Consider the following 15199-nt stretch of genomic DNA (forward strand, 5'->3'; position numbering starts at 1 on the left):
CGGCCACCGGAGCCGGTGCGGCCGCCGGGGCGGGGGCCGCCTCGCGCTGCGGTGCGGCGCTCGGTGCCGGGCTGGCCGGCGTGATGCCCTTGACGGCCGCTTCCTGCTTCGGCTTCGCGTCGGCGGCGCGCTTGCTGTAACCGGTTTCCGATTCGAGCTCGCGGGCGGCTTCCTCGGCCATCTTCCAGGAGGCGCGCGGGTCGTCGAGACGGGCGTCGTCGTGACGCAGGCGCTCGAGCTTGTAATGCGGCGTATCGAGGTGCTTGTTCGGGATCAGCACGATGCCGACCTTGAAGCGCGACTCGATCTTGTTGATTTCCTGGCGCTTTTCGTTCAGCAGGAAGGCGGTGACCTCGACCGGCACCTGGCAATGGATCGCCGCGGTGTTCTCCTTCATCGCCTCTTCCTGGATGATCCGCAGCACCTGCAGCGCCGAGGATTCCGTATCGCGGATGTGGCCGGTGCCGTTGCAGCGCGGGCAGGTCACGTGGCTGCCTTCGGAGAGGGCCGGGCGCAGGCGCTGGCGCGACAGCTCCATCAGGCCGAAGCGCGAGATCTTGCCCATCTGCACGCGGGCGCGGTCATGCTTGAGCGCGTCCTTCAGGCGCTGCTCGACCTCGCGCTGGCTCTTGGCCGATTCCATGTCGATGAAATCGATCACGATCAGGCCGCCCAGGTCGCGCAGGCGCAACTGGCGCGCCACTTCGTCGGCGGCTTCCAGGTTGGTGCGGGTGGCGGTTTCCTCGATGTCGGCGCCCTTGGTGGCGCGCGCGGAGTTCACGTCGATCGCGACCAGCGCCTCGGTGTGATCGATCACGATCGCGCCGCCCGAGGGCAGCGGCACCGTGCGCGAGTAGGCCGTCTCGATCTGGTGCTCGATCTGGAAACGCGAGAACAGGGGAACGTCGTCGTGGTAGCGCTTCACCTTGCCGACATTGTCGGGCATCACGATGTCCATGAAGGCTCGCGCCTGGTCGTGGATCTCGGTGGTGTCGATGAGGATTTCGCCGATGTCAGGCTGGAAATAGTCCCGGATCGCGCGGATCACCAGGCTCGATTCCAGGTAGATCAGCATCGGCTGGCCGTTGTGGCCGCTCTTCGAGGCGGCCTCGATGGCGTGCCAGAGCTGCAGCAGGTAGTTCAGGTCCCACTGGAGTTCCTCGGCGCTGCGGCCGATGCCCGCGGTGCGGGCGATCATGCTCATGCCTTCCGGGATCTCGAGCTGCGCCATGGTCTCGCGCAGTTCCTGGCGCTCGTCGCCCTCGATGCGGCGCGACACGCCGCCGCCGCGCGGGTTGTTCGGCATCAGCACCAGGTAGCGGCCGGCCAGCGAGATGAAGGTGGTCAGGGCGGCGCCCTTGTTGCCGCGCTCTTCCTTCTCGACCTGGACGATCAGCTCCTGGCCCTCGCGCAGCGCATCCTGGATGCGCGCGGAGCGCATGTCGACGCCGTCGCGGAAGTATTGGCGGGCGACTTCCTTGAACGGCAGGAAGCCGTGGCGGTCTTCGCCGTAGTTGACGAAGCAGGCTTCGAGCGAGGGCTCGATGCGGGTGACCACGCCCTTGTAGATATTGCCTTTGCGCTGTTCGCGGCCGGCGGTTTCGATATCGATGTCGATGAGTTTCTGCCCATCGACGATGGCGACACGCAGTTCTTCCTGCTGTGTCGCATTGAACAGCATGCGTTTCATTGAACGACTCCAGGCGGCCCTACCGGCGGCGCGTTCCGTTTGTCAGGCGGAACGCGGACGAAGGCAGGCCGCGCCTTGTTGTGTTGTCACAAGCACGCTGGAGCGGGAAGGCTGGCGGGAGAATTGCCTGAAGAGGCGCGCACCGATACGACCGGCCGGCTGCCATGGGCACCTGCGAACGCGGCTTCAAAGCACGGATGGTTCACTCCGCGCGCCATGCGGCGCGCTAAGCCTGTTACCGGGCAATGCCGCAGCGCGCGGCGCAGGATGCGCGCGACGTCGCTGAGTGGCATGTGCTGCGGCCTGGCCGCAGCGGGGAGTATCGAATCCAGCCCGACTTTCCCGCCTGGGGTGTTCTACCTTGGTTTGACGTCGCCTCCGGCTTCGCACGTTTCGCGAAACCGTGCCGGGCGCACGCCGTCATATTCGCAACCGACAGCGCGGGCGGCACACCTCGTGCCGTACCGCCGCTGCCAATTGAATTCTTTTTGTCCAACTTTCCGTTACCGCGGCATGCCGCCGACCGAATCCGCCTGTGGGCGCGATCCTTGCCGGCGCGAGTGCCGTGCGTGCAACTTGCTGCCTCTCTTTTGTGCAGGGGTGAGCAGCAGCCCCCCGGCGCAAGTAAAATAGCGGTTTGCGCTTGCGCCTCATGCAATCCGCCCGAACCTGGCCGATCCGGCCGCCCGCAGCGGTATGCTGGGCAAAATTATATTCAGTATGAATGAGTTAGGCAAAATTTCTCAGAAAACGGTCGCAAGCGGTCAGGTTTCCATGGTGGAGGTCGGCGAGGAAGCCGCCGGTCAACGCATCGACAATTTCCTCCTGCGCGTCTGCAAGGGCGTGCCAAAAAGTCACATCTATCGCATCCTGCGCAGCGGCGAAGTCCGTGTGAACAAGGGGCGGATCGATGCCCAGTACCGGCTCGCCTATGGCGACGTGGTGCGCATCCCGCCGATCCGGATCGCCGCCGCGGATCCCTCGCGCGAGTCCGTGCCGGTGCCGGCCGCCGAGTTCGCGGTGGTGTTCGAGGACGAGGCGATGCTGGTCATCAACAAGCCGGCCGGCGTGGCCGTGCATGGCGGCAGCGGGGTGTCGTTCGGCGTCATCGAGCAATTGCGCGAGGCCCGGCCCGAGGCGCGCTTCCTGGAACTGGTGCACCGCCTCGACCGCGAGACCTCGGGCATCCTGATGATCGCCAAGAAGCGCTCGGCCCTGGTCGGGCTGCACGAGCAGATCCGCGACAACCGCATGGACAAGCGCTACTACGCCGCCGTGCATGGCGAGTGGGCCGCCGACTGGGGCCGCCGGCGTGCCGTCAAGGTGCCGCTGTTCAAGTATTCGACCCCCGACGGCGAGCGCCGCGTGCGGGTCCAGGACGACGGGCTGCCCTCGCATACCGTCTTCAACCTGATCGACCGCTGGAGCGACTACGCATTCCTGGAGGCGGAACTCAAAACGGGTCGGACCCATCAGATACGCGTACACTTGGCGCATCTCGGGCTGCCGATCGTCGGTGACGCGAAGTACGGCGATTTCGCCCTGAACAAGGCGCTGGCCCGCGCGAACGCGCGCCCGTCGCTGAAACGGATGTTCCTGCACGCGTATCGCCTGAAGCTCGCGCATCCGCTGTCGGGCGAGACGCTGCAGTTCGACGCGCCGCTGCCCGACGAATGCCGGCGCTTCCTCGATCAACTCAACGAACTGCGCGCGTCCGGCGCGTGAACCGCATGGCCCGACAGCAATTTGACCTGATCGTTTTCGACTGGGACGGCACGCTGATGGATTCGACCGCGCACATCGCGCGCAGCATCCAGGCGGCCTGCCGCGACCTCGGCCTGCCCACGCCTTCCGACGAGGCCTCGCGATACGTGATCGGCCTGGGCTTGCGCGACGCGCTGGCGATCGCCGCGCCCTCGCTCGATCCCGCCGACTACGCCAAGCTCGCCGAGCGCTACCGCTTCCATTACCTGGTGAAAGACCAGTTGATCGAGCTGTTCGCCGGCGTGCGCGAGATGCTCGAGGAGCTGCGCGATACCGGCTACCTGCTGGCGGTGGCCACCGGCAAGGGGCGCGTCGGCCTGAATCGCGCGCTCGACGAAACCAAGCTGACGCGCTTTTTCGACGGCACGCGCTGCGCCGACGAAACCTTCTCCAAGCCGCATCCGGCCATGCTCCACGAGCTGAGCCGGGAACTGGGGCAGGATCTGGCGCGCACCGTGATGATCGGCGACACCACCCACGACCTGCAGATGGCGGCCAGCGCCGGCGCGGCCGGCGTGGGCGTGGCCTACGGCGCGCATTCGTCCGAATCGCTGGCCACGCTGGAGCCGCGCTACATCGCCGCCGACGTGGAGGCGCTGGCCGGCTGGCTGCGCGAGCACGCATGAGCGAGCCGGTGTTCGTCTGCGCCGCCGAGGCGCTGGTCGACGGCGGCGCCGGCATCCGTCGCGCCGCGACGCTGCGCGGCGAGGAGGTGGTGGTGTTCTTCGTGCGCTACGACGGCCGTGCCTACGGCTACCTGAACCGTTGCGCCCACGTGCCGATGGAACTGGACTGGAACGAGGGCCAGTTCTTCGAATCCTCCGGCCTCTACCTGATGTGCGCGACGCACGGCGCGATCTACGCGCCCGATACCGGCAAGTGCGTCGGCGGCCCGTGCCGCGGCGCGCGCCTGCGCGCCGTCGAGGTGGACGAGCGCGACACGCCGGACGGCCGCGCCGTCTACTGGCTGCCCGACGCGGACCTGGTCCCGCAGGCGGCCTGATCCGTTTCTCCTCCTCCTCACTGGCCTTCGCATGTCCGACCAACCGACTTCTCCCGATTCAACCGGCGCCGAGCGCGAGTCGAACCCGCCGGCCGCGCCGCAAGCCGGCCGCGAACCCAACTGGGAGCGCGCCGCGCTCGAGCGGATCGCGATGGCGGCGATCGTCGAGCAGCGCGCCGCGCGCCGCTGGCGGATCGCCTTCCGTTTCCTGTGGCTGATCGTGTTCGTGGTGCTGGTGTTCGCGATCTTCGATTTCTCCGGCGACGGCAAGCTCTCGAGCAGCCGCCACACGGCGCTGGTGACGATCGACGGCGAGATCGCGGCCGGCACCAATGCCAATGCCGAGGACATCAACTCCGCGCTCGACGATGCCTTCGAGGATTCCGGCACGGTGGGCGTGGTGCTGCGCATCAACAGCCCGGGCGGCAGCCCGGTGCAGGCCGGCATCGTCTACGACGAGATCCGCCGGCTGCGCAAGAAGTACCCGTCCAAGCCGCTCTACGTGGTGGTCAGCGACATGTGTGCCTCGGGCGGCTACTACATCGCCTCGGCGGCCGACAAGATCTACGTGAACCAGGCCAGCATCGTCGGTTCGATCGGCGTGCTGATGGACGGTTTCGGCTTCACCGGGCTGATGGACAAGCTCGGCGTCCAGCGCCGGCTGCATACCTCGGGCGAGAACAAGGGTTTCTTCGATCCCTTCTCGCCGGAAACGCCGAAGATGGACGAGCACGCGCAGGCCATGCTCGACGAGATCCACGCGCAGTTCATCCAGGCCGTCAAGGACGGCCGAGGCAAGCGCCTGCACGAGTCGCCGGAGATCTTCTCGGGACTGTTCTGGACCGGCGCGAAGAGCGTCGAGCTGGGGCTGGCCGACGGCTTCGGCACTACCGACACGGTGGCGCGCGACGTGCTGAAGGCGCCCGACATCGTCGACTACACGGTCAAGGAAAGCCTCAGCAATCGCGTGGCGCGGCGCTTCGGCGCGGCAATCGGCGGCGGCGCGGTGAAGTCGGCCTTGTCGGAAAGCGGGGTCAGGCTGCACTGAGCGAGCGGGGCGCCAGCGGCGCCCCGTTTTTCATTTGCCGCCCTGGTCCGCGTTGCCGGCCTCAGTTGGCCAGCAGCAGGAAGATCGCCGGGCGCTTCTGCAGGTTCGGCGCCGGCGCCTTTTTCCAGTCGGCCGCGCTGCGACTGAGGATGGTCTCGGTCTCGAGCGTCAGGTCGGCCGCCACGCAGATCAGCGTGGACGGCGCGCAGGTCGCCACCAGCGTCTCCAGCATTGCCTGGTTGCGATACGGCGTCTCGATGAAGATTTCCGTCTCGCGGGCCTTGCGCGACTGCTGCTCCAGTTCGCGCAGGCGCTTGGCGCGGGCCGCCGGGTCCACCGGCAGGTAGCCGTGGAAGGCGAAGGTCTGGCCGTTCAGGCCGGAGGCCATCAGCGCCAGCAGGATCGAGCTCGGGCCCACCAGCGGCACCACCTTCACGCCGCGCTCGTGGGCGCGGCGCACCAGCAGGGCGCCCGGATCGGCCACCGCCGGGCAGCCCGCCTCGGATACCAGCCCGCCGTCGGCGCCGGCCAGGATCGGCGCCAGCAGCCGGTCGATCTCGCCCGACGGCGTCTTCACGTTCAGCTCGCGGATCTCGATCTCCTGGATCGGCCGTTCAGTGCCGACCTTCTTCAGGAAGGCGCGCGTGGTCTTGGCGTTTTCGCCGATGTAGTAGCCGAGCGAGGCGGCGCGGGCCTGCACGGCCGCCGGCAGCACGGCCGCCAGCATCGCGGCCTCGCCCTCGCCGAGCGTATTGGGGATCAGGTAGAGCGTGCCGGCCTTCATGCGCGTGCCTCCGTGGCGAACGGCGAGATGCCGGCCTCGGCCAGCATGCGGGTGAGCGCGATCAGCGGCAGGCCGACCAGCGCGGTCGGATCGTTCGAGTCGATCGCCTCCAGCAGGGCGATGCCGAGCCCCTCGGATTTCGCGCTGCCGGCCACGTCGTAAGGCGTTTCGGCGCGCAGGTAGGCGTCCAGGTCGGCGTCGGACAGGCAGCGGAACCGCACGCGCGTGACCACGTCCTCGACCTGGGCAAGGTCGCTGCGGCTGTCGTAGACGCACAGCGCGCTGTGGAATTCGACCTCGCGGCCGCGCATCGCCTGCAACTGCTCGAGCGCGCGCTGGTGGGTGCCGGGCTTGCCGACCTGGCGGCCGTCGAAGGTCGCGACCTGGTCGGAGCCGATCACCACGGCGCCCTCGGGAGCCTCGATCCGGGCCGCGACCGCGCGCGCCTTGGCGGCGGCCAGGCGCAGCGCGGTGTCGGCCGGCGATTCGCCGGCCAGCGGGGTTTCGTCGAGATCGGGCGTGACGACCTCGAAGGCGAGCCGCAGGCGCTCGAGCAACTCGCGCCGATAGCGGGAACTGGACGCCAGGATCAGCCTGGGCGGACGGGAAAACGTGGTCATGGCGAGGTGTCGGGAGGGGCGTCGCGGCTCGGCGCGACGCCGCCGGTTAAGTAATTGACTCGAAAAGATAAAACGGATATAGTTTTGCGCTTTTCATCGGCAGCGACGCCGATGCTTCGTCGAAAGGCCCGCAAGACCCTTGCAGGGCCGGCCAAGCCGGGGCTCCACCCCGGCGCACGGGGCCCGACGGCCCGGTACTGGCGGTCGGCGCGGCGAAAACCGGGCGGTGCCGAGTAGTCGAGTAATGCCGGGTAGTGGAACCGGGTGCTGAATCACACGCAGGAGCGCACATGAATCCTTCTTCTGGCAAACCTGCGGTATCGCTGGATCCGCATCTGGTCGACCTGTTCGAATTCGCCCGCAGTGCCCGGCAATCGGCAGGCGCGGTGCGGCTCTCGCAACTGCCGCGCATGTTAAACGAAGTGCCGGCCGACGCGCCAGATCGTGACGCCACGTTTACGTGGCAGGCGGAAGGGTCGACCCAGTCCGAATTGCAGGATGACGGGAGCGAAGGTCAGCAGCCGTATCTGCGGCTCGCGCTGCACGGCACCGCGTGGCTCGAATGCCAGCGCTGCATGACGCCGTACCAGCAGGCCTTCGATATCGACATGGTGTATCGGATCGTCGCGACCGAAGAGGAAGCGGAAGCGATTCCCCTCGACGAGAACGATGAAGTCGATGTGATCGTGGGCTCGCGCCAGTTCGATCTCGTCGACTTGATCGAAGAGGAGTTGTTGCTCTCGCTGCCGCTGGTACCGAAGCACGAGGTCTGTCCCTCGGTCCACGAAAGCCTGACATCGGGGGGCAGCGGTCCCGCCGCCGATGCCGAGGCCTTCGATGAAGCCGAGGAGCCGGCCGGCGACGAGGCGGGCGGTGAAGCAAGCGGCGAAGCGCGCCCCAACCCGTTCGCGGCGCTCGAGGCGCTCAAGCGGGACGGCGACAAGAAACACTGAGGTAGGTTGGAGCACGGGAAGGCGTCGGGCGGCAGTGCCCGGGTAGGATGGCGCCGGATCGGGCTGTGTTAGAATCCGGAAAATTTTTAGGAGTTAGTCATGGCAGTTCAGCAAAACAAGAAGTCGCCGTCCAAGCGCGGCATGCACCGTTCGCACGATTTCCTGACGACCACCCCGCTGGCCGTCGAGCCGAGCACGGGTGAAGTGCATATGCGTCACCACATCAGCCCGAACGGCTACTATCGCGGCAAGAAAGTCGTCAAGACGAAGAACGACTAAGCACGTTTCGTCGCGCTCGCCCGCATGCTTTCGGGCTCATCCAGCGTGACGACCGGTTCGCTTGACACTTTCCTGGCTCAACAAGAAGGCGGCATTCAACTGCCGCTTTTTTGTGCCTGAAATTCGTCGCACTCCATGACAGTAAAGCTCACGATCGATTGCATGGGAGGCGACCACGGCCCGTCCGTGACCGTTCCCGCGGCAGTCAAGTTTGTGCGTGCGCATCCCGATGCGCACCTGATGCTGGTCGGCATCGATACCGCGATCCGCGCCCAGCTCAAGAAACTCAAGGCGCTCGACGATCCCTCGCTGTCGATTGTTCCGGCCACGGAAGTCGTCGCGATGGACGATTCCGTCGAGGTCGCGCTGCGCCGGAAGAAAGATTCCTCGATGCGCGTCGCGCTGAACCACGTCAAGGACGGCGAGGCGCAGGCCTGCGTCTCGGCCGGCAACACCGGCGCCCTGATGGCCGTGTCGCGCTACGTGCTCAAGACGCTGCCCGGCATCGAGCGGCCGGCGATCGCGTTCGCGCTGCCGAATCCGACCGGCTACACGATGATGCTCGACCTCGGCGCCAACGTCGATTGCGAGCCTCAGCATCTGCTGCAATTCGCCGAGATGGGGCATGCGCTGGTCGCGGCCCTGGAGGGCAAGGATCGTCCGACGATCGGCCTGCTCAACATCGGCGAGGAGATGATCAAGGGCAACGACACGATCAAGCGCGCGGGCGAACTGCTGCGCGCCAGCACGCTGAACTTCCGCGGCAACGTCGAAGGCGACGACATCTACAAGGGCACGGTGGACGTGATCGTCTGCGACGGCTTTGTCGGCAATGTCGCGCTCAAGACCTCGGAAGGCTTGGCGCAGATGCTCGCGAACATCATCAAGGAAGAGTTCAGCCGCTCGCTGATGAGCAAGCTGATGGCCGTGCTCGCGCTGCCGGTGCTGCTGCGCTTCAAGCGCCGCGTCGATCACCGCCAGTACAACGGCGCGGCCTTGCTGGGCCTGCGCAGCCTGGTGATCAAGAGCCACGGTTCGGCCGATGCCTACGCGTTTGAGTGGGCCATCAAACGCGGGTATGATGCGGTCAAAAATGGCGTGCTGGAGCGCCTTTCCCGGGCCATGGCGGAAAACGCGATGCCGCTTGGCGAAAGCGGTCACGACGCGGGCGGTGCCGGTCAGGCAGGTCCGTCTGCAGGCCAGCAGGCCGAGCCTTCTGCCGCTTTATCCTCTAAAGCTTAAATGGCCCAATCGACTCTCTATTCCCGCGTGCTCGGCACGGGCAGCTACCTGCCGCCCAACCGAGTCACGAACCAGGCGCTCGCCGAGCGTCTCGCGAAGGACGGCATCGAAACCAGCGACGAATGGATCGTGGCGCGCACCGGCATCCATGCGCGCCATTTCGCCGATCCCGACGTGACCACCAGCGATCTCGCGCTGATCGCCGCGCAGCGCGCCATCGAGGCGGCCGACATCGATCCGCAGTCGATCGATCTGATCATTGTCGCCACGTCCACCCCTGATTTCGTTTTCCCCAGCACTGCCTGCCTGCTGCAGAATAAGCTCGGCATCCGCAACGGCGGTGCCGCGTTCGACGTGCAGGCGGTCTGCTCGGGCTTCGCCTACGCGATCGCCACGGCCGACAGCTTCATCCGCAGCGGCCAGCATCGCAACGCGCTGGTGATCGGGGCGGAAACCTTCTCGCGCATCCTCGATTTCAAGGATCGGACCACTTGCGTGCTGTTCGGCGACGGCGCCGGCGCGGTGGTGCTGTCGGCCTCCGAGGAGCCCGGCATCCTGGGCAGCGCGCTGCATGCCGACGGCAGCTACTCGCACATCCTCTGCACGCCGGGCAACGTCAACGGCGGCGTGATCGCGGGCAGCGCCTTCCTGCACATGGACGGCCAGGCGGTGTTCAAGCTCGCCGTGAACGTGCTGGAGAAGGTCGCTGTCGAGGCGCTGGAGAAGGCCGGCCTCGCGGCCGACCAGGTCGATTGGCTGATTCCGCACCAGGCCAATATCCGTATCATGACCAGCACCTGCCGCAAGCTCGGGCTGCCGCAGGAGCGCATGGTCGTCACCGTCGGCGAGCACGGCAACACCTCGGCCGCCTCGATCCCGCTCGCGCTCGACGTGGCGGTGCGCGACGGCCGCATCCAGCGCGGCCAGACCGTGCTGATCGAAGGTGTCGGCGGCGGCTTCACGTGGGGCGCGTCGGTATTCCGCTTCTGAGCGGCCGCGCCTTGCCGGCAGGCGCGCCCGATCGGCGCGCCGTCTGAACGTTTCACAAGAGGACGAGATGAAATTCGCATTTGTTTTCCCCGGGCAGGGTTCGCAGGCGGTCGGCATGCTCAACGCATTCGCCGAGCTCGCCGTGGTGCGCGAGACCGTGCAGGAGGCGTCCGATGCACTGGGCCAGGATCTCGGCAAGCTGATCGCCGAGGGGCCGGCCGAAGAACTCAACCTGACCACCAACACGCAGCCGGTGATGCTGACCGCCGCCTACGCCTGCTATCGCGCCTGGCAAGAGGCGGGCGGCCCGGCGCCGTCGATCGTCGCGGGCCACAGCCTGGGCGAATACACGGCGCTGGTGGCGGCCGGCGCGCTGGCCTTCCGCGATGCGGTGCCGCTGGTGCGATTCCGCGCCCAGGCGATGCAGAACGCGGTGCCGGTCGGCGAAGGCGGCATGGCCGCGATCCTCGGCCTGGACGACGACACGGTGCGCGCGGTCTGCGCGGAAGCCGCGGCGGCCGGCGTGGTCGAGGCGGTCAACTTCAATGCGCCCGCGCAGGTGGTGATCGCCGGCGCCAAGGCCGCGGTCGAGAAGGCCTGCGAGATCGCCAAGGCGAAGGGCGCCAAGCGCGCGCTGCCGCTGCCGGTGTCGGCGCCGTTCCATTCCTCGCTGCTCAAGCCGGCTTCCGATCAACTGCGCGACTACCTGGCGACGGTCACGATCGACGCGCCGCGCATCCCGGTGGTCAACAACATCGACGTGGCGGTCGTGTCGGACCCCGCCGCGATCAAGGACGCGCTGGTTCGCCAGGCCGCCGGTCCGGTGCGCTGGGTCGAATGCGTGCGTCATATCGCCGGCACCGGCGTCACGCAACTGGTCGAATGCGGCCCGGGCAAGGTGCTCACCGGCCTGACCAAGCGCATCGACGGCGAACTGGCGGGCGCGGCCGTGTACGACCCGGCCACGCTCGACGACGTGCTCAAGCTCGTCACGGCCTGAGCGGCCGCGCGGTGCCTCGGCGCCGCGGCGAGCCACGATTCATCCGACTCACGGACCAACATGGACAAGACTCTCGACAAACAGGTGGCGATCGTGACCGGCGCCTCGCGCGGCATCGGCCGGGCGATCGCGCTCGAACTCGCGCGCCAGGGCGCCACGGTGATCGGCACGGCGACCAGCGAAGCGGGTGCCCAGGGCATCGGCGCGGCGCTGGCCGAAGCCGGCCTGGCCGGCCGCGGCGCGGTGCTCGACGTCAACGACGCGGCCTCGGCCGAGGCGCTGATTGATTCGACCGTCAAGGAATTCGGCCGTCTCGACATCCTCGTCAATAACGCCGGCATCACGCAGGATCAGCTCGCGATGCGCATGAAGGACGACGACTGGGACGCGGTGATCGACACCAACCTGAAGTCGGTGTTCCGCCTCTCGCGCGGCGTGCTGCGCCCGATGATGAAGGCCCGCGGCGGGCGCATCATCAACATCACCTCGGTGGTCGGCTCGCTCGGCAATCCGGGCCAGGCCAACTACGCGGCCGCCAAGGCCGGCGTGGCGGGCCTTACCCGCGCGCTGGCGCGCGAGATCGGCAGCCGCGGCATCACCGTCAACTGCGTGGCCCCCGGCTTCATCGACACCGACATGACCAAGTCGCTGCCCGAGGAGCAACAGGCCGCGCTGAAAACCCAGATTCCGCTCGGGCGCCTCGGCAGCACCGACGATATCGCTCACGCCGTCGCGTTCCTCGCCTCGCCGCTTGCCGGGTATATCACTGGCACGACGCTGCATGTGAACGGCGGCATGTACATGTCGTAACGGAATTCGTTTACCATCCGCGCCGTACGTCGGATGGAGGCGCCTCGAGCGCCTCTCGAACCGCAACGCCGGCGCGCATTTTTGGCGGCATCAAACCTGATAAAATGCGCGCACTTGTAAATCTGAACTTTCCCTCGGAGGGGTAATGGACAACATCGAACAACGTGTCAAGAAGATCGTCGCCGAGCAACTGGGCGTCGCCGAAGGCGAAATCAAGAACGAAGCCTCGTTCGTGAACGACCTCGGCGCCGACTCGCTCGACACGGTCGAGCTGGTCATGGCGCTCGAAGACGAGTTCGGCATGGAAATCCCGGACGAAGAGGCCGAGAAGATCACGACCGTTCAGCAAGCGATCGACTACGCTCGCGCGAACGTCAAGGCCTAAGACCCGGCACGCCGTCAGCAACGTTTTTCGGAACGCTGCGTGGGCGCCAGATCTCGCCGCCGGCTTCGTTGCCGGCCGCGCTAACAGCCACAGGGCTCGCAGGGCTGGTACCTGCGGCCCCTGTGGCTTTTGTTTTTGTCATCCAATGGAAAAGAGGGTACCGTGAGCCGCCGTCGAGTTGTCGTTACAGGCCTTGGGCTGATTTCGCCTGTTGGCAATAATGTTGCCGACGGTTGGGCCAATCTGGTCGCCGGTCGATCCGGCATCGCCAACATCACCAAGTTCGATGCAACGAACTATTCGACCCGCTTCGCGGGCGAGGTGAAGGGCTTCAATGTCGAGGAATACCTGCCCGCGAAGGAAGCGCGCCACATGGATACCTTCATCCATTACGGCATCGCGGCGGGCATGCAGGCCATGAAGGATTCGGGCATCGAGGTCACCGAGGAGAACGCGGAGCGCTTCGGCGTGGTCGTCGGCTCCGGCATCGGTGGCCTGCCGATGATCGAGGTCACGCAGACCGAACTGCTGAATCGCGGCCCGCGCCGCATTTCGCCGTTCTTCGTGCCGGCTTCGATCATCAACATGATCTCCGGTCACCTGTCGATCAAGTTCGGCCTGAAGGGCCCGAACCTCGCGATCGTGACGGCCTGCACCACCGGCCTGCACTGCATCGGCGAGGCCGCGCGCCTGATCGAGTACGGCGACGCCGACCTGATGATCGCGGGCGGCGCCGAGGCGACCGTCTCGCCGCTGGGCATCGGCGGTTTCGCGGCCGCCCGCGCGCTGTCGCAGCGCAACGACGACCCGGCCACCGCCAGCCGTCCGTGGGACAAGGACCGCGACGGTTTCGTGCTGGGCGAGGGCGCCGGCGTGATGGTGCTCGAGGAGTACGAGCATGCCAAGGCACGCGGCGCGAAGATCTACGCCGAAGTGTCCGGCTACGGCATGAGCGCCGACGCCTATCACATGACCGCCCCGGTCGAGGATGGCGACGGCGCGCGCCGCTGCATGCTGGCCGCGCTGCGCAACGCCGGTGTCAATCCCGACGAGGTCAACTACCTGAACGCGCACGGCACCTCGACGCCGCTCGGCGACCTGGCCGAGACGATCGGCATCAAGCGCGCCTTCGGCGATCGCGCCAAGCAGATGGTGGTCAACTCGACCAAGTCGATGACGGGCCACCTGCTCGGTGGCGCGGGCGGCCTCGAGTCGGTGTTCACGGTGCTGGCCGTGCACAACCAGGTCTCGCCGCCGACCATCAACATCTTCAATCAGGATCCCGAATGTGATCTCGATTACTGCGCGAACGAAGCGCGGGACATGAAGATCGACGTCGCACTGAAGAACTCCTTCGGCTTTGGCGGGACTAACGGCACGCTGGTTTTCAAGCGCGCCTGAAGCAGGATCGCTTGACGGGTCCCTCCCTCCTGTCTTCCTCCGGCACGCAGCCCGTCGCGCTGCGTGCCTCGGCGACGCTGCGCGTCGTGCTGGCGGCCTTCGTCGCGCTATGCGCGGCGGCGGCTGGCGGTGTCGCGCTGCAACTGGCCGACGGCCAGTTCGCCGGGAAGATCGGAGCGGTGTTCGTCGGGTTGCTGACCGCCGCGAGTCTCGCGTCGGTCGCGCGTGAAACCTGCGCGCGCCGGATCCCGGCCGCGCTGCGCATCGAGCCGGCCACCGGCACGCTCGCCGCCTACGATCACGCGGGCCGGCGGGTGGCGCACGGTGCCGTGGTCCGCTGCACGCATTGGGCGGACCGGCTGCTGGTGCTGGCGATCGCTCGCGAGCGCGGCGCCCCGGTGGCGCTGCTGGTGCCGGCCGATGCGCTCGACATGGCGGCGTTCCGCGCCCTGTCGGTGCTCGGCAGGCGCCCGCGGCGGGCCGGACGAGGCTGAGGGCGCGCGCCGCGCGGTTTCGCGGCAGGTCGCAGGGCGTTGCTACAATGGCGCTCCGCGTTGCATCCCTAGTTAACGGATTTGTCAGGTGAGTGAAAAAGAAATCGATCAGGCCCTGGTCGAGCGCGTACAGAAAGGCGACAAGGCAGCGTTCGAACTCCTGGTCTCCAAATACCACCGCAAGATCATCCGGCTGATCTCGCGCCTCGTGCGGGATCCCGCCGAGGTCGAGGACGTGGCCCAGGACGCCTTCATCAAGGCCTACCGCGCGCTGCCGCAGTTTCGCGGCGAATCGGCCTTCTACACGTGGTTGTACCGGATTGCCGTGAATACGGCGAAGAACTACCTTGCGACCCAGGGACGCCGCGCGCCGACCTCGACTGAAGCGGATGCCGAAGAGGCTGAAACTTTCTCCGACGCGGACCAACTAAGGGATATCAACACGCCCGAGTCGATGTTGATGAGCAAGCAGATCGCCGAAACGGTGAACGCGGCGATGGCGCTGTTGCCCGAGGAGTTGCGCACGGCCATCACACTGCGGGAAATCGAGGGTCTGAGCTACGAGGAAATCGCGGAAATGATGGATTGTCCGATCGGCACCGTCCGTTCCCGTATTTTCCGGGCCCGCGAGGCGATTGCGAACAAGTTGCGTCCGCTTCTGGACACGCCGGAAGGCAGGCGCTGGTGAGCCTGGCCGGCGTTCGGAAGCGGCACGGGGTCTAGTTACAGATAGAGT

The 15199-nt window shown here is 66.9% G+C and carries 17 protein-coding genes; 14 read left to right on the forward strand and 3 right to left on the reverse strand.

The window, feature by feature from the left end; genetic code table 11:
* Nucleotides 1-1690: Rne/Rng family ribonuclease (locus tag F3J18_RS03265; RefSeq protein ID WP_166911356.1), on the reverse strand; the 1690-nt coding region annotated here is incomplete at its 3' end.
* Between the two features lie 720 nt (nucleotides 1691-2410).
* Between F3J18_RS03265 and F3J18_RS03270 the strand changes: the two genes are divergently transcribed.
* From F3J18_RS03270 to F3J18_RS03285, 4 genes are read left to right on the forward strand one after another with little or no spacing between them, the layout of a single operon-like run.
* Nucleotides 2411-3415: an RluA family pseudouridine synthase gene (locus F3J18_RS03270; protein ID WP_025098834.1), complete on the forward strand. Its 1005-nt coding sequence runs from the start codon at nucleotides 2411-2413 to the stop codon at nucleotides 3413-3415.
* Between the two features lie 5 nt (nucleotides 3416-3420).
* The gene (locus F3J18_RS03275) at nucleotides 3421-4080 is read left to right on the forward strand and encodes an HAD-IA family hydrolase (protein ID WP_036052314.1); all 660 of its coding nucleotides are present in this window, start codon (nucleotides 3421-3423) and stop codon (nucleotides 4078-4080) included.
* Nucleotides 4077-4457, forward strand: a complete 381-nt coding sequence (locus tag F3J18_RS03280) for a Rieske 2Fe-2S domain-containing protein (protein WP_029950333.1) — start codon at nucleotides 4077-4079, stop codon at nucleotides 4455-4457. Before F3J18_RS03275 ends, F3J18_RS03280 begins: the two co-directional genes overlap by 4 nt.
* Nucleotides 4458-4488: 31 nt before the next feature.
* Nucleotides 4489-5505 (forward strand): S49 family peptidase, encoded by a 1017-nt coding sequence (locus tag F3J18_RS03285; protein WP_017918419.1) that lies wholly within the window; start codon nucleotides 4489-4491, stop codon nucleotides 5503-5505.
* A gap of 61 nt (nucleotides 5506-5566) precedes the next feature.
* On the opposite strand, the gene F3J18_RS03290 is transcribed toward F3J18_RS03285, so the two are convergent.
* Nucleotides 5567-6289: an SAM-dependent methyltransferase gene (locus F3J18_RS03290; protein ID WP_013697070.1), complete on the reverse strand. Its 723-nt coding sequence runs from the start codon at nucleotides 6287-6289 to the stop codon at nucleotides 5567-5569.
* Nucleotides 6286-6909, reverse strand: coding sequence for a Maf-like protein (locus F3J18_RS03295; protein WP_025098838.1), 624 nt, complete (start codon nucleotides 6907-6909; stop codon nucleotides 6286-6288). Before F3J18_RS03295 ends, F3J18_RS03290 begins: the two co-directional genes overlap by 4 nt.
* Before the next feature lie 290 nt (nucleotides 6910-7199).
* Between F3J18_RS03295 and F3J18_RS03300 the strand changes: the two genes are divergently transcribed.
* From F3J18_RS03300 to rpoE, 10 genes are all read left to right on the forward strand, one after another.
* The gene (locus F3J18_RS03300; protein ID WP_166911358.1) at nucleotides 7200-7862 is read left to right on the forward strand and encodes a DUF177 domain-containing protein; all 663 of its coding nucleotides are present in this window, start codon (nucleotides 7200-7202) and stop codon (nucleotides 7860-7862) included.
* Nucleotides 7863-7961: 99 nt separating this feature from the next.
* A complete protein-coding gene (gene rpmF / locus F3J18_RS03305; protein WP_010105341.1) occupies nucleotides 7962-8141 on the forward strand; it encodes a 50S ribosomal protein L32 in 180 nt (59 codons plus the stop codon).
* 135 nt (nucleotides 8142-8276) lie between these two features.
* On the forward strand, nucleotides 8277-9383 hold the full coding sequence (gene plsX, locus F3J18_RS03310) for a phosphate acyltransferase PlsX (protein WP_013697073.1): 1107 nt from the start codon (nucleotides 8277-8279) through the stop codon (nucleotides 9381-9383).
* Complete coding sequence (locus F3J18_RS03315) at nucleotides 9384-10373, forward strand: beta-ketoacyl-ACP synthase III (protein ID WP_013697074.1); 990 nt, start codon at nucleotides 9384-9386, stop codon at nucleotides 10371-10373.
* Between the two features lie 67 nt (nucleotides 10374-10440).
* Entirely contained in the window at nucleotides 10441-11373 is a 933-nt protein-coding gene (fabD, locus tag F3J18_RS03320) for an ACP S-malonyltransferase (RefSeq protein ID WP_013697075.1), read from the forward strand.
* Nucleotides 11374-11433: 60 nt separating this feature from the next.
* Nucleotides 11434-12183 carry a 3-oxoacyl-ACP reductase FabG gene (gene fabG / locus F3J18_RS03325; protein ID WP_013697076.1) on the forward strand — a complete coding sequence of 250 codons (750 nt, stop codon included), beginning with the start codon at nucleotides 11434-11436 and terminating at the stop codon, nucleotides 12181-12183.
* Nucleotides 12184-12328: 145 nt separating this feature from the next.
* Nucleotides 12329-12568 carry an acyl carrier protein gene (acpP, locus tag F3J18_RS03330; protein WP_012735022.1) on the forward strand — a complete coding sequence of 80 codons (240 nt, stop codon included), beginning with the start codon at nucleotides 12329-12331 and terminating at the stop codon, nucleotides 12566-12568.
* A gap of 162 nt (nucleotides 12569-12730) precedes the next feature.
* Nucleotides 12731-13969, forward strand: coding sequence for a beta-ketoacyl-ACP synthase II (gene fabF, locus F3J18_RS03335; protein ID WP_013697077.1), 1239 nt, complete (start codon nucleotides 12731-12733; stop codon nucleotides 13967-13969).
* Nucleotides 13970-13980: 11 nt separating this feature from the next.
* Complete coding sequence (locus tag F3J18_RS03340; protein WP_025098840.1) at nucleotides 13981-14463, forward strand: hypothetical protein; 483 nt, start codon at nucleotides 13981-13983, stop codon at nucleotides 14461-14463.
* Between the two features lie 88 nt (nucleotides 14464-14551).
* Nucleotides 14552-15151: an RNA polymerase sigma factor RpoE gene (gene rpoE, locus F3J18_RS03345; protein WP_013697079.1), complete on the forward strand. Its 600-nt coding sequence runs from the start codon at nucleotides 14552-14554 to the stop codon at nucleotides 15149-15151.
* The last annotated feature ends 48 nt before the right edge of the window (nucleotides 15152-15199 follow it).

The sequence above is a fragment of the Burkholderia sp. Ax-1720 genome, assembly GCF_011753035.1.
GTDB lineage: Bacteria > Pseudomonadota > Gammaproteobacteria > Burkholderiales > Burkholderiaceae > Burkholderia > Burkholderia gladioli.